Below are 18,949 nucleotides of genomic sequence, written 5' to 3'. Positions count from 1 at the left end.
ATGCCATTACTTGAGACTCCACCCGCGACACAGCGTTTTCACAGCCTGCCATGCGGTGAGCTGACCAAGCATACCGTCTTCATCCTGTTGCTGGCCAGTAGCCTCACGGGAGCACGGACAAAGGCCGAGGAGCTGGCTGCGATCGGGCCGACGTATCCGATTGCCGAGCAAAACCTGCTCGACATGATCGCCCAGCGCCTGCGCGCGCTGGAAAAGAGCGGCCAGCTTCACGCACTGCAGGAGCAGGCGATCGCCAAAGGCAGGGCGGCCGTGGCCAACCCGGCGCCGGTGGCGGGTTTAACGCCGGCGAAGGCACCACGAACCGTTTATTTTGACCCCACCTATGTGCTCGACAGGAACATCCTCGACGCACAAGGTCACGTCCTGTTCCCCGCAGGCACCCGTACCAACCCGCTCACGATCACGTCCATGTCGAAAAAGCTGCTGTTTTTTGACGCGCGCGATCCGGCACAGGCAAGGATGGCGCGCAGCCTGCTTCAGCGCGATGGCGCGCGGATCAAGCCGGTACTCGTCGGCGGTTCGTATCTGGAGCTGATGAAACAGTGGAAAACGCGGATCTACTTCGATCAGCAGGGCAGATTAGTAGGGCGCTTTGGCATCCGGCATGTCCCGGCCATGGTCTACCAGGAAGGCATGCGCCTGCGCATCGACGAAATTGAGGTGGCCAGATGAGCCTACTAAAACATACCATCGGTTTGATCCTGCTCCTCATCGTGGCAGGCCATGCCCAGGCGGCGCCGGTCGGTACCTGTACTGGCGCCTTTCCGAACCCGATCACGGATATCTGCTGGTCATGCATCCTGCCGATCTCCTTGGGCAGCGTCACCCTGGGCAACCTGGGCGGCCAGGAAGACACCTCCAATCCGTCCAGTCCGATTTGTTCGTGCAAAGTCAATCCGGTGATCGGCCTGTCCATCGGCTATTGGGAACCCGTGCGCCACGTGGAAGTGGTGCGCAAACCATTCTGCCTGGTGTCCCTGGGTGGCATCGATCTCAATCCGGGCATCCCTGCGCCTGAATCCGCCCGGGCCACGGACGCAGGCGGCGCCCAGGACGCCTTCTACCAGGCGCATTTTTATGTCAATCCGGTCATGTACTGGCTCAAGGCGGTCGCCGATTTTCCTTGCCTGGAGGCCGGCTCCTTCGATATCGCCTACATGACCGAGGTCGATCCATTGTGGAACGATGATGAGCTCACCTTAATTATCAATCCGGAAACGGTCCTCTTCGCCAATCCCGGCGCCGTCGCCGCCTGCGCTGCGGACTGCGTTGCCGCCACGGCGGGATTTGGCCGCCCGGAATTGTTCTGGTGCGCCGGCTGCCAGGGAGGTCTTTTCCCGCTCGATGGCCACGCGGCCTACCACGTGGGAGGGGTGCGCACCGCCGAACTGATGATGCAGCGCCTCACAGCCAAGATGCACCGCGAGCTGCTGACATGGGGCATGCATGGCCATAAAGGGCTGTGCGGACCGTACTTCCTGCCGGAAATGGACAAGACGGCCTACAAATCCCAGCTGACGTATCCCATTCCGGCCACCGACAAGGAACTGGGCAAATGCTGCCAGCCTTTTGGTCGCACCACCATCGCCTGGGGAGCGGGCAAGGAATACCCCGTGAAAGGCGAAGATTTTGCGTTTATGTTGTTTCGAAAAAGGAACTGCTGTGTTGGCTACTAATCCGATCCAAGTGCCCCCAGTGGGCGTCAGGCCTGCTGCGCTGCGTGCCATGGTAGGGCTCGTTGCTCTGTTCCTGGCCCAGGCCGTGGCGGCGCAGGCGATACCAACGATCACCGACGCGGACATCGAACGCGCCAAACAGCTCCAGCCGGTCATCACCGAGCAGGATATCGCGCGCGCCATGCACACCCATCCCATGCCGCAAGACCCGCCGCCAGGGCCTATTTCCACTACGCCACGGATGCGGATCGACGCCTTGCCGCAGCCTCGCCCAACGCCACCCGTCGATCTGGGCGCCATTGCCAAAGGCTACGAAGCGGCATCTAAACCGATCGCGCTTGCCGCGTTGAATGGCGACCGGCTGCTGGTCTTTGTGACCTTCGCTATGCCGGAAGCTGCGCTGCACAAGCTGGCAATGCAAGCTGCACAGCTGCAGGCGACCCTGTTACTACGGGGCCTGGACGACGGATCACTGGTCAAAACCGTGGTGCATGTCCAAAAAATCATGGGCGAGCGCAAGGTGGCATGGCAAATCGATCCGCAGGCATTTGACCGCTTTGCCGTACGCCAGGCACCCACCTTCGTTTTACTCAGTGCCGGCGCGCCCGCCCAGGCCTGCGGGGCAGGGAGTTGTTTCGCGCCGGATGCTTATGTTCGCGTCGCCGGCGACGTCTCGCTTGAATACGCGCTCAAAACCATCCAGCAACGCGCACCGCGCTTCGCCGGCAGCGCCGGCCGCCTCTTGGAGAAGATGAGGAAATAGCCATGCGCCGCCTGATCGCCTTGACGACCGCCTGCTGCTTGAGCAGCATGCAGCCTGCCATTGTCCTGGCGCAAGTGAACCAGGATCTGGCCGGCGCCACGGCTGCCAACCAGGCGGCCCGGGCCAGCGTCACCACCCAGAGCGCCACTGCCCACGTCCCCGGCTACACGCTGACGCCACCCGAAACCGTCTACCACGGCAAGAGCAACCTCAAAAGCGATGCCAATACCCACCTGGCGGCCTGCGCCCTGACACCCGGCGACCCGGCCTGCGCGGCGCAAGTGGGAGCCCTGAACTCGGCCAACACGCCGCGCCCGCCCGTGCTGGCCACCGATCCGACTATCTCCGCCGCGCAAGCCATCGCCCGCGATCCCTTGAGTGCCGAGACGACGCTGGCGGCGTACACCACCGGCTGCCCTGCTGGCGCCACTTGTGCGCCAAAAACGTTTTGTCTCGGTACGCAATGCTTCAGCACCAGCTATACGAATGACGTCGATTTTGCGCAGGTCATGACCTACATGGAGGCAGTGCGCGAGGCCGGCGTCTATCTCGATCCGAAGACCATGACCTTGTTCAATGGCGAGGGTAATACGTGCCGCAACCGGCTCCTCAAAAACTGCTGCTATACAGATGGCGCCGGGGCCCACTTTACTAACCAGTCCCTGTTTGGCATCGGCTCGCGCCTGGTATTCGACATCCTGATGAACAGCGGCAACCGCGAGTTCATCACGCAAGGCGCCAAGGCACTGCTGACCAGTGGCGGTTTTAGCGGCAGTTATACGACGTTCGGTGTGACCGTGGCCGTCAATGGCACGGCACTGCCGGCAGGTTCCATCACGCTGGCCACCACCGAACACCTGGCGATCGCGTTCACGCCCTGGACGCTGGCAATCACGGCGGTGATGTACATCGCGGTGTCGATGATGTCCTGCAACGCCGGCGAGGGCAAGCTGGCGATGAAGGAGGGCGCCCAGCTATGTCACACCGTCGGCACCTGGTGCAGCTCCTGCATCCGGGTATTGGGCAAATGCGTGTCGTGCATCGAGCACACGACCTCTAAATGCTGTTTTAACTCGCGCCTGGCCAGGATGATCAACGAACAGGGGAGGGCGCAGCTCGGCATGGGCTGGGGAGCACCAAAAAATCCTGCCTGTTCCGGCTTTAACGTGGATCAATTGCAAAGCATCGACTTCGCAAAGCTGGATCTGACCGAGTTCTATGCCTCCATCGTGCCGACGCTGCCCAACGCGGCGGCGCTCAAGGACGCTGCCGCCCAGCGCGCGCCGACCTGTTATCTGGGGAGAGGGAAATGCTGAATCGAACCACGACGTACAAAGTTTCTCTTGCCCTTTGCTCCGCCATGCTCTGCGCCGCAACCAGTGCGGCCCCGGAAACCGCGCCACGCGTGGCGGTGAACGATCCGAAAGTACTGATGTTGGCGGCCATCGATGCACCCGACGGCCGCGCAGCCGGCAAGCTGACGGGAGAACTGGCAGACGCGATCACCCAGCGCTTTTCTGCCACCTCTGCGCTCTTCATGGAGGTCACGACACTGGCCCGCTACGCCCAGGACGGCTGCCGCCGGCTCAACGTCCGGTTTTGGCAGGAAGGCGTCAGGCTCGCCGCAGGGCAGGCACTACACAAGCAAACGATCGATATCGGTATCAATTACTGCCGCAATGGCCAGCCGCCCGCCAGTCTGCGCCTGGAGAAAACCCCATGATGAGGCACCAATATTGTCTGGCAGTGCTGCTCGCATGCGGAGCCGTACACGCTCAGGTTCCCGCCAGTGTCCCTGCACAAGGGCGCGCTGCTGGCGCGCAGGCCGATGTGCGGCGCGGCTGGCATTTCTATGACGACCCGGCAGTGCACGAACCGCAGAAGGAAGTAGTAACGCCTGCGCCAGTCGCGCTACCAAAACCCACCACGCCGCAGCCACCGCCTGAAGTCAAGGCGCTGCATGAGCTGCAGCTGCAACTGGAACAGCTCAAGGCCGTCGCCGTCGTGCATCCGACTGTCGCCAATGTGCGCCGCTACATGGAACTCGAATCGAAGGTCCTCAGGAATGCCTCGCTGTTCGCCGACCTGTCGCAGAAAGTGGCGTGGGCCAATCCGGACCTGGACCCCACCACGCAGGGTCGACCCGTGAATGCCCAGGCGCTGGAGGTATTTGAACAGGTGCAAATGCAGGAGCGGTCCTCCGCTCTCGCCAACATCGGGACCGACCACATCCTGATGTTCTTCTTCCGTGGTGATTGCCCGTACTGCCATGCCTATGGACCGGTATTGCGGGCGTTTTCCACGAAGTACCGTATCCAGGTGCTGCCAGTCAGCCTGGATGGCGGCGCGGTGCCGGGCTTTGCCCACGCCCGCACCGACAACGGTACTGCCGCCACGCTCAACGTCAAGCAAGTTCCGGCGCTGTTTTTGGCACAACCCATCACCGGCAGGATTATGCCGGTCGGTTTCGGTGTGCTGTCGGAAGGCCAGCTGGTAGAACGGATCGATGCCCTGCGGCCGCGCGCCGCAGAAGCCGTCGAAGCGCCGCTGACAACCAATTACTCATCTCGTTAAGGAGCTCATCATGCCTATGCGCAAACTCATCATCGCACTATCCCTGTCCACCAGTACCCTGTACACCCATCCAGCCTTGGCCGGTGACCTGAATGCCGAAGTCAACAAGATGTTCAACGACCTCGGCGCCATCGGCAACTACTCTGCGCCGGGCGCCTTCCGTGGCCAGGTCTACAACACCTATAGCGGCGGCAGCCTGATGCTGCGCGCGCCGAACAAGACATACCAGCTGATGGCCATCAACTACCCGACGGCCAAAGCCGGCTGCGGTGGCATCGATCTTTTCGGCGGCTCGTTCTCCTACATTTCGGCGGCCGAATTCAAGAACATGCTGAAAAATGTCACCTCCGCGCTACCAGGCGTAGCGTTTCAGCTCGCGCTCGAATCGGTGTCCCCGCTGCTCGGCGGTATCACCAAGTGGACCAAAAACCTCGAGTCCATGATGACGAATGCACAAATCAATTCCTGCAACACCGCCAAATCCCTGGTCTCGTCGGCCGCCGAGGCCACGGGGTTCAGCTCCAGCAAGGCCTGCGAGGACATCGCCGTCTCGCTGGGCCTCGAATCGGACTATGCCGCCGCAGCCGTCCGCTGCAAATCCGACAAAGGTTCCATTCTCGAGACGGCGCGCAAATCTTCCGATCCCCTGGTCAAAAACAAGGCCCCGTTCGTCGGCAACCTCACCTGGGAATCACTCAAGCTCGCCGGCAACTACCTGGACGACAAGGAGCGGGAAATGATCATGAGCATGGTCGGGACCGTTATTTTCTATCCGGAAGGACGAGACGATAACCCCATCGGACCGACCTTCACGTCGATCTCCCAGCTGCTCTATGGCCAGTCGGATGCCGGGGGCGGCAACGTCCACCAAACGATTCTGCGCTGCAACAACTACACGAACTGCGACCAAGTCACCATCGACCCCGCGTACGTCCATACCCCGTTTACAGTCAAGGTCGAAAAGCTGATGCGTTCGATCGCCTACAAAATCGAGACGCGCACACCGATTCCCAACATGTCGCCGGAGGTCGGTTTTGTGAACCAGACCAGCGAGCCTGTCTACCGCATGCTGTCGATCGGCGCATCGTTTCCTTCTGCGACAGCCAATGAGCAGCTGATTGCTACCTATCGGGATGTGATTGCCGCGGATTACGCCTACATGTTTCTCGAGAAGAACCTCAGGTTGGGTATGGGGGCGCTCGAAAAGGATTTCACGTTAAACACCCAACAAAAGATAAGAGCGCAAGAAATCCGGTTACGCGCCAAGGACATGCTGGCCCAGCTGTCCCGCGAAAAGGCCCTCGTCTACCAGAAAGTAGGTTCCATCACGGTGGTGTCTAACCACCTGGAACAACTGTCGCGGCAAATGCGCGCCAATATGCCGCAGCAGGTACTCGATCTGCTGGGACGCCAGGCCGCCTATCTGCGGTGATTAAAAGGTGGGGAAATATAAGGTAGAGGAGGTAAATAGTCATGTGGGAAATTTTCGCATACCAGAACTCGGACAGTTTGTACGGGTTGATGAATGCAGTGGCCGCCATGGTCGGCGCCAACACCTACCGAAATGCCCTCGGCATCGTCGCCGTGTGTGGCTTCGTGGCCGCACTGGTGGGCTATGCCTTCGCCCCGGAAAAGATGGTGGGCTGGAAGTGGCTCGCCTCGGTTGTCCTGGTATTTTCAGTGCTCCTGGTGCCGAAGGTCACTGTCGGTATTGTCGACAAGACGGGAGGTTCGGCCGAAGTCTTCGTCGACAACGTCCCGTTCGGCCTGGCGGTGCTTGCCTCGCTGACCAGTACGGTCGGCAATAGTCTGACGGAACTCGAAGAAACGGCCATGCAGGTGATCCCGGGGCCGGCCGGCATGCCGGACAAGCTCACGTACCAGCAAAACGGACTGATGTTTGGGAGCCGGATGGTGCGTGAGGCTTCCAAAGTGGTATTCCAAAGTCCGTATTTCCGAACGGATCTTATCAATTTTATACATAATTGTACTATTTATGATCTGGCCTCTGGCTACCTGTCACCGGACGCATTTGCGACCTCGGGCGATGTGTGGAGTCTCATGGGCGACCCGAATCCCGCCCGGTTTAGCAGCGTCACGAATGCGGCCGGTGCCTCGGAAGTGCTCACCTGTCCTCAGGCATATACAAAGCTATCGGCGAAAATGCCGGCCGAAGTTCAGCGCATCCAGGGCACATTGGCATTCCGCATGAATCCGACGCTTCCTGGGACGGTAGCCTCGGCCCTGATCGCGGACCAGATACAGCAAGCCTATCTGAAAGCAAAAATTGCCGACGCCTCGGCCACCGCTGCCGATATTATTCGGCAAAATGCGTTCATCAATGCTGTGAACGACACTAGCCTTCTGGCTGGACAAAAGGACAACGATCCGGCCACGATGCTGCTGGCTGTCGGCCGCGCGCAGGCGGTGGTTCAGACCAATGCTGCGTGGATCAATGCTGGAAAAATAGCTGAACAAGCACTGCCCGTCATCCGCAACGTGGTCGAAGTGGTGGCGTACGCGATGTTCCCGCTGCTGATCCTGCTCCTTATGTTGGCTAACGGCAAAGATACCGTGGCTGGCTTCAAGAACTATGCGTCTGTGCTTATTTGGATCCAGCTTTGGCCGCCGTTGTATGCCATCCTCAACTACGCTGCGACCATGTATGCAATGCGCGATTTGGCCGCCGCGGCCAGCGTAGGCAACGGGGTGAACGCACTGTCGCTGACTACTTCCTCGACCATTTTTTCCAGCGCCATTTCGGGCGAAGCCGTCGTCGGCTATATGACCATCAGCATTCCTTTCATTGCCTGGGCTGCCCTCAAGCGCATGGAGAACTTCGGCACCGCGCTCGTCGACGGCATGCGCCTGTTGCAAAGCAATGTGACCAGTGCCACCAATTCGGCGGCAACAGGCAACGTATCCATGGGAAATGTCGCCATGGATCAGAAGACCTTGGCGCCTGTCCGCTCGTCACCGTTCTTCAGTAGTCGGCAAAATGATTTTTCGGGGAACACATATACAGATGGCGCTCTGTCTGGAATCACGGCAGGAAAAGCATTTGCCAATGAGGGGCCTGTTTCGAAGATTGTCGACGCCAAGATTACGCAACAGCACGTTGCAGCTGCAAGGAAGTCCGCTAGCGCGGCAAAGTCTGAGGCCGTCGCAGCCACCAATGATAAAGCCGCAGCCCTATCGGACGCGCTAACACATTCGCAAGGAACCTCTGATATTCAAAACGCGTCTAAAGGTACAAACAGGGCTAGAACAGAAGGTTTTGGACAACGTACGAACGAGCTCCGCCAAGTGGCCGAGAATGTGGCGAAAGCAACTGGGGCCACCGAACAGCAAGTAGCAACCGTCGCATTTGGCGGCGCTGTTGAGTTTAAGCCCGGCATACCTGGAGTCGGAAGCGTCGGTATATCTGCTCGTGGTGCCAAGGATTACGTCGCATCGATTGACCAACAACTAAAAGAGATCAAAAACAAACTGAGTAGTGAAGAAGTAACAAAATTTAAAGAATGGGGAGAAATGCTTGCGAAAAATACTAGCTTATTAAATTCGGTAATATCGGACCATAGAAATGGGCAAGAGATCGCTGCAAGATTGACGAATTCTGTTTCCAGATCTGAAAGAGCGGATGCAACGCTTCGAGAACAAGAAGAATATTCAAGATCTGTCTCCGGGGCATTTGAGCGCGGTGAATTAATGAGCATCGATCTTGCAAAAAATCCTAAAAACATCGACTTGTTTGAAGCGCTACTCTCACACGGCGAAAGTAGCGCTTCCGCTAAAATACTATTTGATTCGCATTTAGGTAGTATCGCGAAGTCACCGATTATTCCTAGCACAACATCTAATCTTCCGAATTCATTTAAAACTGTTCGAGAAATTTATCATCGTGATAAATCCGACCCGTCTTTGAATTCGGACTTAATAAAAATTCACAAAGACAACAAATTAAAGGTGAATCAAAAACCTTCCGGGAAAACAGGGGGCAGCGAGGAGGTTGCCGATGCAAACGGCACAAGCTTGCAACAAGAAGGAAAAAGCTGGGTTGAAAAGGAACAAGCGAGAATCAAAGAATCCCCATCGCCATTGCAGAAGGAAATTTCCAACAAATATGACGCTTTGGACCGAGAAGTAAATCAATCAAAGAAGGATTTTTACAAATCTACACGCATTAAAGAAAACCCATCAGGACACATTGCGACAGATAGATCTCTTTTTGGAAATGCAAATGAACAAGTTACTGAAGATCCCGATGTCGTTGACAAGCATTTCCAAAATCTAAAAAGAAAGGCAAAAGATAAGTTGAATAAATTATTAAATAAATAGACGTACATTAATGCTCTCTAGATAACCAACTGGCATCTAAACTAGAATTGCCATGCTCATCGATTCTGTATGACGGATTTTTTATGATATTTTCATCATAAAAATCGGTATCGTATCGATGAGCATGAGAGTGCAATATGGTTTCCTCACTGTATTTGTGAAATACAGTAATAATATACTGTATAAGATAAATCAATCCATATAACATTACAATAAAAATGAAACCAATTATCGAAAAAATAGCTGTTACCATTGTGAATTCGCCATATCCGAGAACGCCACCGAAGATCGCTCCGACAATTCCACACATCAATACTTTCTTTAAATGAATCATGAGCTTCCTCCGCGAACAGGTGACAAAGAAAGGAAATAATAGTAATATTTTTTCTTTTTTCAAGTATGCAAATATAAATTCAGACCGAATAACTTTACGGCAGGAAATTAAAATCATGTATAACAGGAAATGTGTAGCAATTATGATTTTCCTTTCTTTAAGTCTTTTTTCAACTTCGTCGCATGCTGTAGCGCTCGCAAAAAAACCGACGGATGACTCGGTCTGCGATTTAGCGCCGAAGACCACGAGTCGGTTAGGGCAAAGGACCTTCGTTGAAGCCGGCACGCGCGATGAGAGCGACATTTATGCTCGGCTCGCCCTTCGCTTCGTCACAAAGACGTGTACAAATGGCCAGGTTTTGCTCTTGCACTCCGAGGATGGAACAGAATTCGACGAGCAATATTTTCGCGCCGTTACAGCTCAGCTATGTAGCGCCTATGCGGTAAAACGAGAATCTGCTGCTACTCAGGAACGCCCACATGCTTTCATGCTGGAATGCCCGATCTCGAAGATCAAAGAAGCCACTGCGGCATTAGCTGAAATGGAAAAAGCAAAACCGACGGAAGCAATGATCGAGGAAGGCGGGCCGATGCGAAGTGCACAGCCAAACCGGAGAGAAGAAGAAAAAAAAACGTGCGGTGACAAGATGACCTGGGAAACTGTCGTACTGGGTTGGGGGGGCAGTTGTCGCTAACTTATTGCGCCTAGCCCCCAAGGAAACGCCATGGAAAATAAAGACGATAAGAGTCAAGCTGAACTGCAGGCCGCCAATCTCGCACTACTTATGTTGGCCGAGATACGCGAACAACGTGCGGGATTCAGGGAAGAACGCCTGGCGCTTGAACGGGATCGAAAATTTGCTCACCGCCTCACCTTGACGCTGAAGTCGTTGCTCGTTCTCATGCCACTCTTGTTCGGCCTGTACTTTTTCATGCAAACGTTGCAGTTTAAAATAGGTCCCTTCAGCCCGGTCATAGGCATTGTGCACATCGAAGGCGAGATCGCCGCAACTTCACTCGCATCTGCAGACAAGATCGTGCCGGCCCTGAAGCGGGCGTTTGAGTCAAGCAACGTTACGCAGATAGTTCTGGCAATAGACAGCCCTGGCGGCGCTCCGGTCGAGGCCGAGCGTATCGGAAACGCGATTCACTCTTTCAGGAAAAAGCACCCGAAACCGGTAGTGGCGGCGATCAGCAACGTTGGCGCCTCGGCTGCCTACATGATTGCCTTGCACGCCGACAAGATCATCGCGGGGAAATACAGTCTGGTGGGGTCGATCGGCGCCATCGTCGCGCCATGGCAACTGTCGCGTGCGCTGGACCGCCTGGAAATCTCGCAGCAGGTATATGCATCCGGTCACCTGAAGGCATTCTTGAATCCGTTCACACCGCCTAGTCAGGACGCGCAAGCCAAGGCGCAGGATTTGGTGGACAGGGTAGGGCGGACATTTTTGCGCGAACTAGAAGAACGGCGCGGCCGCGTCCTGCGGCACGACGTCAACTACGCCAGCGGGGAAATCTGGAGCGGGTTAGAGGCAAAGGAAATTGGCCTGATCGATGCCATCGGCACGGTGGATGACTTCGTGGATGCTCAAAAGGAGGGGACTGCATTCAACTTTGGACCACATCCTGGCGGATTTGGCCAAATGGGTGCCCTGATCTCAACCTCGATCACTTCTGCGTTCGACGACATCATCGCGAGGCAGGAGTTTAAGCTTAGATAGGGGTGGGAGAGCGGAGGTGCAATTCCGTACGGTATGCAATCCATGTCAAGCAAAAATACGGCGCAAATTGGCTAGCTTTCTTGTGGCCGATACTGCCTTCGCACGAGTAAGCTTGAAGAATCATGGAAAGATATCAAGCCTACAGGTTCGAGTTGAGACCAACCGGCGAACAAGAGCGCGCCATGCGCCGCTTCGCTGGTTCATGCCGGTTCCTCTACAACAAAGCCTTAGCACTGCAAAAAGAAAATCACGCAGCCGGCAACAAATTCATCAGCTATGTGGCCATGGCGAAATATCTGACAGCATGGCGCAACGGTTGCGAAACCCCTTGGCTTGCTGCCGCACCTTATTCAGCACATCAATATGCGTTGAAGGACTTAGAGAAAGCTTTCGCGAATTTCTTTGCTGGCCGTGCAAAATTTCCAAAATTCAAGCGCAAGGGCGACAGAAACTCCTTCCGCGTGGCAGCAAAAGGGGCGATTAGAATCGAACAAACCAATAGCCGCCTGCGTTTTCCCAAATTAGGATGGCTACGGTACCGCAAGAGCCGGGACATTGTTGGTGAGCCAGTGAATGCAACCATAAGCCAGGCTGCTGGTAAGTGGTTCATTTCAATACAGACCCGGCGCAAGGTAGATCCGGTGGTTCCTATCGCTACAAGTGCCGTTGGAATAGATGTCGGTATCGCTCGTTTTGCCACCCTGAGCGATGGCTGCTTCATCGCGCCGCTCAACAGTTTCAAGAAACACCAGCAGTGTCTGGCGCGCTACCAGCGCCGCATGAACCGAAAGGTAAAATTTAGTAGCAACTGGAAAAAGGCAATCGCCAAAGTTCGACGGATTCACACTCGCATCGCCAATGCCCGTAAAGACTTCCTGCACAAAATTACCACGACAGTCAGCCGAAATCACGTGCTCGTCTGCATTGAGGATTTGCAGGTAGGGAATATGTCCAGGTCCGCCAAAGGCACTGTCGAACAGCCGGGCCAGAAGGTCAGCCAAAAGTCGGGGCTGAACCGCGCCATTCTCGATCAGGGATGGGGCGAGTTTAGACGGCAGCTCAATTACAAGATGGAATGGAGTGGGGGCATGCTGCTTGCCGTGCCTCCGCACCACACTAGCCAGACGTGCCCGACTTGTAGGCACATATCAAAAGACAATCGGCAGACCCAGGCGAAATTCCTATGCGTCGAGTGCGGCTACAAAAATCACGCAGACGTGGTGGGCGCGATTAACATTGTTGAGCGGGGGCACCGCTTGCTAGCCTGTGGAGAGATGGCGCAGTCAGGCCGCTCGAAGAAGCAGGAACCCACCGAAGCGCGTCGCAACTCATCGCGCCGCGCCGTAGAAATCTCTGTCCTTTAGGCAGGGTGGATGTCAATCAAAGAGTGGGCAAATGCTGGCGAGAAATACTAACTTGTTGAAGTCGGTTGCCGACGTGCCTGCCGGCCCAGGGATCACCCGCAAGGCCGCCTCTTCCAATTTCATCGGGCTATTGCCGACAGTGCTGGTCAGAGAGGCGAGCACCGGCAGGCCGAACGGGAAGTTTTCGACGATGACTTCGTGCCGCGCGGTATCTGACGGTAGTCGGTACCATACCAGCCAGACATGTACGGACTACGGATCGGAATGGCGGTAACGGCGCGTACGTCACCGTTTCAACAACAAGCTCCACTCGATCCTACAAAAAACCGCATTTCAAACGACTTGCGAGTGTCTAGTGAATTCTTGGCGATTCACAATCGAGGTGGTAGTGGTGACCCTCAAGGAAATGACCCAGCGTACGCAGATCCACAAGTGATGCACCCATACAGCGCCGAATCCGACACGGCGAGCTATCTTCGAGTTCGACAAGTTGGTTCGCAGCATCTACACGCTGCGCTACTCGTAATGTCGGTGCGCACGCTCACCAAATTCTGTGGAACTTTCGCGCGCGAAAGTTATACGACGAACGCCGCCACTCAGTCGCATTGAACGCCCCACTCGTTCTCATGCAGCGCCACCACTCAGCTTGTGAGATTTCGCGTATTTTTCACATAAGCAAGATGTTATCCTCTAGTCATCGGCGGAGCTCGGCCAGTAGCGGACCGAGCCAATACAGCGCTCGTGAAGGGCCGCGCTGAGCCAACTCACTCGTTCTGGGCCGCCAGGGTGAGGCACGATCTAGGACGTTGTATTAGATAATTTCAAAAATTTAGGATTTTGCTACGTGAAAATTAGAAGAATAACGATCAAGAACTTTCGCGGAGTTAAAGAGCTTGAATGGAGCCTGCCGCCAACGGATATTTTTTGCTTGATTGGTAAGGGCGACTCGTCCAAGTCCACCATTTTGGAGGCTATTCGCTACGCTTTTTACCCTCAATGGAATCCCACTTTTACCGACGCGGATTTCCACCAGTGTAAGGTTGCAGACAACATCGTCATTGAAGTTACCTTTGGCGACTTAGCACCCGACTTCTGTTCTTTGCAAAAATATGGTCAACATCAACGGGGCTGGCATAGCGGAACTCAGAAGCTCTTTGATGAATCCGCTGATCACCTTGAGGCTGTCCTGACGGTTCGGCTGACTGTCGGCAAAGAACTGGAACCCAAGTGGGTTATTTTTACTGACCGCACCCCTGAAGGCGTGACGTTCAAGCAAGCAGATCGCAACAAGGTCAGTGTAGGGCTCATTGGTGCTTACAGTGAAAGGCAGCTATCGTGGGCGACTGGCACGGCGCTGGCGAAACTGACCGAAGCCCAAAGCTTGAACGAACTCCTTGCCACGGCCTCACGAACTGCCCGCACGTCGCTAGACGTCGACCGCTTGGTAACGCTAAAGAACTTTGACGCCGCTGCTGAGAAATCGCAGGACATAGCCAAGCGCTTGGGTGTGCCGGTCAATACCGCATACCAGGCGCACTTGGATTTGAGTTCCATCAACTTGAAGGTAGGAGGCTTGGCACTGCATGACGGTGACATTCCGCTGCGTCAGTTGGGCTTGGGCTCTCGTCGCATGCTCCTATGCGGGATTCAACAAGTAGGTTTGGACGAAGGCCACATCACCTTGTTTGATGAAGTTGAATTTGGCTTGGAACCGCACCGGATTTCTCGTCTGATCAAGCACGTCAGAGAGGACAAGCGAGGCCAGTATTTCTTGACGACGCATTCGCCGGTTGTGCTGCGTGAGCTTACTGTGAAAGAGCTTTACATCGTCCACAGTAAGGCCGGTGTCGTTAAGATCATTCCTGCCTTTTCTGAAAGCTTGTCGGAGCACGAAGCGCAAGGAAAAATTCGATCAAGTGCAGAAGCATTCTTGGCGAAAAAGGTCATTGTCTGCGAAGGTGCCACTGAGGTTGGATTTTTGAGAGGCTTTGACGACTACCAAGTTGGCAAGGGCGGCGATCCGTTCTCCTATCATGGAGTCGCCCTGCTTAATGCAGGAGGTGCAAGCAACGTCAAAGGGCTTGCCAAAGCATTCAAGACCTTGTGTTATGACGTAGCGGTCTTAGCAGACGCTGACGCACCGAAGCTGTTTTCGCCAGCAGATGAAGAAGAGCTTCGCAAACTGGAAATCAATGTTTATGCGTGGAGTGACATGCTGTCGCTTGAGGAAAGAGCCTTCCAGGATTTACCTTGGCCGAGTATAAAAGCAAGCTTAAAACTTGCACAAGACGATCTGCATTTTCCAGTATATGACAACGTGCGATCCAAACTTCACAAGGAGCTAAGCCAAGACATAAACGAATGGCAGGACGGCCCAGAGATGAGAGTGGCGATTGGCAGTGCCGCGAAAGGCAGCGGCTGGTTCAAAGACATTACGCGAGGCGAGAAGTGGTTCTCAACTATCAGCCCAGCATTGGAAGATCCAGTTTTTTCAAAAAAGGACACGGCGGTCAAGTTGGCCTTACTCTGGAAATGGGCTTCCAATGTCTGACGAACTGGCAATAACGCTGGGGAACTGCACTACCAAAGGGTATGTAATTGCCCCTGCTGGATATGGCAAGACCCATCTGATTGCCATGGCGGTCAAGACTGCCATGAAGCGGCAACTGATCTTGACGCACACATTTGCGGGTGTCAATTCAATCAAGGCCAAGATGGCCGCGTTAAAGGTGCCATCCTCGCAGTACCAGGTTGACACGATAGCCAGTTGGTCCTTGCGACTGTGCTTGGCCTACCCCAAGGGTTCAGGCTGGAAGGTGGACAACCCTTCAAGCAAGCAGTGGGACAAGCTCTACGAATCATGTTCCGACCTGCTTACCAAGGCATTCATACGACACATTATCGTGTGCAGCTATGCCGGCGTCTACGTGGACGAATATCAAGACTGCTCAGACCTTCAACACAACCTTGTGTGTACGTTGGCCGACATCTTGCCATGTCGTGTGCTGGGTGATCCTATGCAGGCTATCTTTGACTTTGAAAATGGCCAGAAGCCTGTTGACTGGGACATCAGCATTTATCCCCACTTTGAGTGTCTTGGTAAGCTGGAAACGCCTTGGCGGTGGGACAACGCAAAAGCACCTCTGCTTGGTGCCTGGTTGAAAAAGTCCCGTGAGCGGTTGGAACAAGGTCTGAAGCTTGACCTTGTTAATGATGTGCCGATAAGCGTAAGGCGAGTTTATACTGGAGCGGACTTCCTTCCTCAAAAACAGCACACGTCGCTCATGAAGCTTTTGGATGCCGAAGGCACGGTCATCGCTCTTCACGGAGGCGACCAACGACTAAAGGAAAAGACGCACGCTCTGGCTCGTATGTTGGGTGGGAAGTTCTCTTCTATTGAAGAAGTTGAGGGGAAGGCACTCCACTCCATTATCAAGAAGCTGGTCACTGCGAAGGACACGAAAGCGGCGTTCCTTCATGCTTTGGATTTTGCCAAGAAGTGTTTCACGGGGGTAGACAATGCCCTTGCATCAGGAACGAAAAAAGGTGAAGTCGCCAAGCAGATCAAGACGACTAAGTATCCGCTCATGTTGCAGGCGGCGAATCTTTATCTGGGTGATCCCACGACGAAAAACCTGAACGCCTTCTTTCTGGAACTCAAGGAAAATCCAGAAACGTCCCCATTCAGAAGGGATTTGCTCTATCGTTTCCTGAATGTTTTGAAAATGCACATTGACGGTGACGGCGACACTTTGAGCGAATCAGCGAAGCTCTATCAACGTGACATGAGGCATACTGGCAGGCCCATTCGTCATACAAGGCTCATTGGCACGACATTGTTGGTTAAGGGCTTGGAGTATGACCATGCGATCATTTTAGACGCAGATAGTCTTGACGTAAAAGATTTGTATGTTGCGATGACCCGTGGCGCAAAATCTTTGACGGTTATTTTTACAGGCAATCCGCTTCCAGCTTAAGTGCACCGAACAAACTTCTTACTTATTCGGATCGCAACAAGCCCATACACTGGACCATTGGGACCGCCCGCATCCGCACCTACGGAAGCAGTCCTTCGCCGCCGCTCCCCCGAAAATTCCGCGCGACGGATTTACGACTATTTTGGAGTGACGGGAAACTTCTTCCGGCCAATTTCCTATGCGTCCACGAGGTCGCATTGCCCCCGAGTTTCGCTAATAGCAGGCAACCAGGCTTAGCGTTTCGCTGCGCCTGAAATGAGGGATGAGAGGGCCACCATATAATCGTCGTAGCGTCCTAGTGGTTTCACGTACACCTTGGCTTCATCTTGCGTCTTGTAGTCGCGCTCGGTAAGCAGCACTTGGTAATACTGGCCGTCGACCACCAAGATTTCTCCCTGACGCGGAAACGGGTGCAGGAAGATCGGGCCGGCCAGCAACTCCGTTGAGCTAGCATCGTGAATGCCGACGCGAACCACTTCAGTTTCAGACATTGAATTCTCCAAGAGATAATGGGATTTCAGGATAGCCATTTGTGAGGCCGTCGGCTACACATTTCCACCGTCGGTCGTGATCTTGCCCCCATATAACCAGACACAGCCAATCGTTTAGTTAGCGCCGCTTTCCTGAGCCCGGCGCGCCAGCTCCCTCCTGAACATGCGAGGCGATTTCCATTTCAGCGACGAATGCGGATGGACCTCGTTGAATTGCATAAAGGCGTCTGGCAGTTGAGCCAGAACGATTTCTGCGCTGCTGCGGTCCATCAAGTTCACGTAGTCCCGTTTAAACGTGTTCACGAAGCTTTCAGCAATGCCGTTCGACTGCGGGCTGCATACCGGTGTGTGCACCGGTTCAATCCCAAGTGCGCGCACCAGGGCGTGCGTTTCATGGGCCGGTAGGCGCCACCGTTGTCGCTCAAGAATTCCAGCCGGGTCGATCCGACGCTGGCCTGGCCGAATCTTGCCTCGACCGCTTCCACCAGCATGTCGCGCACGGGCTTGCCAGGCAGGCCACGTTCCGCCCAGGCGCGCCAGGCAATGATTTCGCGGTCACAGCAATCCTTCATGAACACACCGGTCACCACTTCGCCATTGTCGCACGCGATCTCAAAGCCGTCCGAGCGTCACCGCTGATTGGGTTCGTCCACCGTCACCATGCCATTGTGCACGCGGCTGCTTACTGAGCGTTTGGGCGCCTTGGGTAGAAGAAAACTGTTCGCTTTCATCACGCGACAAAACCGTTTGTGATTGATTGCTGGCAGGCCCATCAAGGCGCGCGTGCGGTTGACCAGAGTGCCAGCCCGGCGATAGCTAGAGGTCGGCAGCTCTGTAATTTCGGCGCGTACGGCGTCGACCAGGAGCGCGTCGGCAGGCTGGTGGAACGCCTGAGTGGTGCGCCCGTCGATCCAGTCTGCGGGGCGAATCAGCAGCTGGGCGACGTGTGAGCGCGCTACGCCAAGGGTAGAGCAGACCGGCTTCACTGGTCGTTCTTGCCCGACAAGGGCGAGCGCGCAATCCACTTTTTTTTCGCGAGCGAACTCGACGGCCTCCTTCAGGATATCCGCCTCCATCGTCTTCTTGCCGAGCATGCGCTGCAACTAGGCTATCTGCGCGCGCAGCGGCCAGTTCGCTCGCCGGCACCATCGATTCGCCAGCAGTGACCGCCGTTAGCGCTCCTTCCCGTTTGAGCTTACGCCAGTTGAATAACTGGCTTGCACCGATGCCGTACTTGCTTGCGCGCGACCAACGATACGTTCCTGCACGGCTCGTAAGTGTCATGTACCAAGGCTGCTTTTTCCTCCGCAGAACAGCGTCTGCGGCGTTTCTGGTTCACCGTCACCACCTCGTTTGTTTGCTTGTTCCTAGTCATATGCATAGTCCTACTCCTATCCGATAACGCATAGGATGTGTCTGGTGAAGCAAGGAACTATTACAATTAGTAACTGCAACAAATGAATCATAAGTCGTTTTTTAACCAGTCCTTCTCATTGCATGTGGAATGCGCTGCACCAAAAGGATGCGCGGCACGTTCCGCTAGAATCCAATTCGCAATAAACTATTTAAATCATAATTGCAAAACACCAACAAAATGCGATATTATGATACAAATACTATATTATTCACAAATTTATAAATTATTTCCCTCAGTCCTGCACCGCACAATGAAATAATTAATTGATAAA

Annotated in this window: 15 protein-coding genes and 1 pseudogene; 13 read left to right on the top strand and 3 right to left on the bottom strand. The window is 54.9% G+C overall.

The window, feature by feature from the left end:
• The 8 genes from traW to AC54AG_RS24855 are packed head-to-tail and all read left to right on the top strand — an operon-like array spanning position 1 to position 9,372.
• On the top strand, positions 1 to 693 hold the full coding sequence (gene traW, locus AC54AG_RS24890; protein WP_496631952.1) for a type-F conjugative transfer system protein TraW: 693 nt from the start codon (positions 1 to 3) through the stop codon (positions 691 to 693).
• Positions 690 to 1,697 carry a conjugal transfer pilus assembly protein TraU gene (gene traU / locus AC54AG_RS24885; RefSeq protein ID WP_496631950.1) on the top strand — a complete coding sequence of 336 codons (1,008 nt, stop codon included), beginning with the start codon at positions 690 to 692 and terminating at the stop codon, positions 1,695 to 1,697. The genes traW and traU overlap by 4 nt, the downstream gene beginning before the upstream one ends.
• 49 nt (positions 1,698 to 1,746) lie before the next feature.
• Entirely contained in the window at positions 1,747 to 2,460 is a 714-nt protein-coding gene (trbC, locus tag AC54AG_RS24880; RefSeq protein ID WP_496631948.1) for a type-F conjugative transfer system pilin assembly protein TrbC, read from the top strand.
• A 2-nt stretch (positions 2,461 to 2,462) separates the two neighbouring features.
• Entirely contained in the window at positions 2,463 to 3,776 is a 1,314-nt protein-coding gene (traN, locus tag AC54AG_RS24875) for a conjugal transfer protein TraN (RefSeq protein WP_496631946.1), read from the top strand.
• Positions 3,770 to 4,183 (top strand): hypothetical protein, encoded by a 414-nt coding sequence (locus AC54AG_RS24870; protein WP_141169658.1) that lies wholly within the window; start codon positions 3,770 to 3,772, stop codon positions 4,181 to 4,183. The genes traN and AC54AG_RS24870 overlap by 7 nt, the downstream gene beginning before the upstream one ends.
• On the top strand, positions 4,180 to 5,034 hold the full coding sequence (gene traF / locus AC54AG_RS24865) for a conjugal transfer protein TraF (RefSeq protein ID WP_496631943.1): 855 nt from the start codon (positions 4,180 to 4,182) through the stop codon (positions 5,032 to 5,034). The genes AC54AG_RS24870 and traF overlap by 4 nt, the downstream gene beginning before the upstream one ends.
• 10 nt (positions 5,035 to 5,044) lie before the next feature.
• Entirely contained in the window at positions 5,045 to 6,466 is a 1,422-nt protein-coding gene (locus AC54AG_RS24860; protein ID WP_496631941.1) for a conjugal transfer protein TraH, read from the top strand.
• Between the two features lie 41 nt (positions 6,467 to 6,507).
• Complete coding sequence (locus AC54AG_RS24855) at positions 6,508 to 9,372, top strand: conjugal transfer protein TraG N-terminal domain-containing protein (RefSeq protein ID WP_496631939.1); 2,865 nt, start codon at positions 6,508 to 6,510, stop codon at positions 9,370 to 9,372.
• Between the two features lie 7 nt (positions 9,373 to 9,379).
• Here AC54AG_RS24855 and AC54AG_RS24850 read toward each other — a convergent pair whose 3' ends face one another.
• Positions 9,380 to 9,706 carry a hypothetical protein gene (locus tag AC54AG_RS24850; protein ID WP_496631937.1) on the bottom strand — a complete coding sequence of 109 codons (327 nt, stop codon included), beginning with the start codon at positions 9,704 to 9,706 and terminating at the stop codon, positions 9,380 to 9,382.
• Between AC54AG_RS24850 and AC54AG_RS24845 the strand changes: the two genes are divergently transcribed.
• The 5 genes from AC54AG_RS24845 to AC54AG_RS24825 all read left to right on the top strand — a co-directional run bounded on the left by AC54AG_RS24845 (position 9,705) and on the right by AC54AG_RS24825 (position 16,770).
• On the top strand, positions 9,705 to 10,400 hold the full coding sequence (locus AC54AG_RS24845; RefSeq protein WP_496631935.1) for a hypothetical protein: 696 nt from the start codon (positions 9,705 to 9,707) through the stop codon (positions 10,398 to 10,400). The genes AC54AG_RS24850 and AC54AG_RS24845 overlap by 2 nt on opposite strands.
• A gap of 30 nt (positions 10,401 to 10,430) precedes the next feature.
• Entirely contained in the window at positions 10,431 to 11,429 is a 999-nt protein-coding gene (locus AC54AG_RS24840; protein ID WP_496631933.1) for a S49 family peptidase, read from the top strand.
• A 122-nt stretch (positions 11,430 to 11,551) separates the two neighbouring features.
• On the top strand, positions 11,552 to 12,793 hold the full coding sequence (locus tag AC54AG_RS24835) for an RNA-guided endonuclease InsQ/TnpB family protein (protein ID WP_496631931.1): 1,242 nt from the start codon (positions 11,552 to 11,554) through the stop codon (positions 12,791 to 12,793).
• Between the two features lie 844 nt (positions 12,794 to 13,637).
• Positions 13,638 to 15,344 carry an ATP-dependent nuclease gene (locus tag AC54AG_RS24830; protein WP_496631929.1) on the top strand — a complete coding sequence of 569 codons (1,707 nt, stop codon included), beginning with the start codon at positions 13,638 to 13,640 and terminating at the stop codon, positions 15,342 to 15,344.
• Positions 15,337 to 16,770, top strand: a complete 1,434-nt coding sequence (locus tag AC54AG_RS24825) for a UvrD-helicase domain-containing protein (protein WP_496631927.1) — start codon at positions 15,337 to 15,339, stop codon at positions 16,768 to 16,770. The genes AC54AG_RS24830 and AC54AG_RS24825 overlap by 8 nt, the downstream gene beginning before the upstream one ends.
• A 233-nt stretch (positions 16,771 to 17,003) precedes the next feature.
• Here the strand turns inward: AC54AG_RS24825 and AC54AG_RS24820 are convergent, their stop codons facing one another.
• Together AC54AG_RS24820 and AC54AG_RS24815 are read right to left on the bottom strand one after the other, a co-directional pair.
• On the bottom strand, positions 17,004 to 17,261 hold the full coding sequence (locus tag AC54AG_RS24820) for a hypothetical protein (protein WP_496631925.1): 258 nt from the start codon (positions 17,259 to 17,261) through the stop codon (positions 17,004 to 17,006).
• 114 nt (positions 17,262 to 17,375) lie between these two features.
• Positions 17,376 to 18,636, bottom strand: a pseudogene (locus AC54AG_RS24815) (IS3 family transposase).
• Positions 18,637 to 18,949 lie beyond the last annotated feature (313 nt).

It is taken from the genome of Janthinobacterium sp. BCJ23 (genome assembly GCF_059617945.1).
Note: the sequence above shows the minus strand (reverse complement) of the source record. Positions and strands in the feature narration are given on the sequence as shown.

Excerpts from the sequence above, each read along its gene's own strand:
- traW (WP_496631952.1), top strand. The coding sequence starts at position 1 with ATGCCATTACTTGAGACTCCACCCGCGACACAGCGTTTTCACAGCCTG.
- traU (WP_496631950.1), top strand. The coding sequence starts at position 690 with ATGAGCCTACTAAAACATACCATCGGTTTGATCCTGCTCCTCATCGTG.
- trbC (WP_496631948.1), top strand. The coding sequence starts at position 1,747 with ATGGTAGGGCTCGTTGCTCTGTTCCTGGCCCAGGCCGTGGCGGCGCAG.
- traN (WP_496631946.1), top strand. The coding sequence starts at position 2,463 with ATGCGCCGCCTGATCGCCTTGACGACCGCCTGCTGCTTGAGCAGCATG.
- AC54AG_RS24870 (WP_141169658.1), top strand. The coding sequence starts at position 3,770 with ATGCTGAATCGAACCACGACGTACAAAGTTTCTCTTGCCCTTTGCTCC.
- traF (WP_496631943.1), top strand. The coding sequence starts at position 4,180 with ATGATGAGGCACCAATATTGTCTGGCAGTGCTGCTCGCATGCGGAGCC.
- AC54AG_RS24860 (WP_496631941.1), top strand. The coding sequence starts at position 5,045 with ATGCCTATGCGCAAACTCATCATCGCACTATCCCTGTCCACCAGTACC.
- AC54AG_RS24855 (WP_496631939.1), top strand. The coding sequence starts at position 6,508 with ATGTGGGAAATTTTCGCATACCAGAACTCGGACAGTTTGTACGGGTTG.
- AC54AG_RS24845 (WP_496631935.1), top strand. The coding sequence starts at position 9,705 with ATGAGCTTCCTCCGCGAACAGGTGACAAAGAAAGGAAATAATAGTAAT.
- AC54AG_RS24850 (WP_496631937.1), bottom strand. The coding sequence starts at position 9,706 with ATGATTCATTTAAAGAAAGTATTGATGTGTGGAATTGTCGGAGCGATC.
- AC54AG_RS24840 (WP_496631933.1), top strand. The coding sequence starts at position 10,431 with ATGGAAAATAAAGACGATAAGAGTCAAGCTGAACTGCAGGCCGCCAAT.
- AC54AG_RS24835 (WP_496631931.1), top strand. The coding sequence starts at position 11,552 with ATGGAAAGATATCAAGCCTACAGGTTCGAGTTGAGACCAACCGGCGAA.
- AC54AG_RS24825 (WP_496631927.1), top strand. The coding sequence starts at position 15,337 with ATGTCTGACGAACTGGCAATAACGCTGGGGAACTGCACTACCAAAGGG.
- AC54AG_RS24820 (WP_496631925.1), bottom strand. The coding sequence starts at position 17,261 with ATGTCTGAAACTGAAGTGGTTCGCGTCGGCATTCACGATGCTAGCTCA.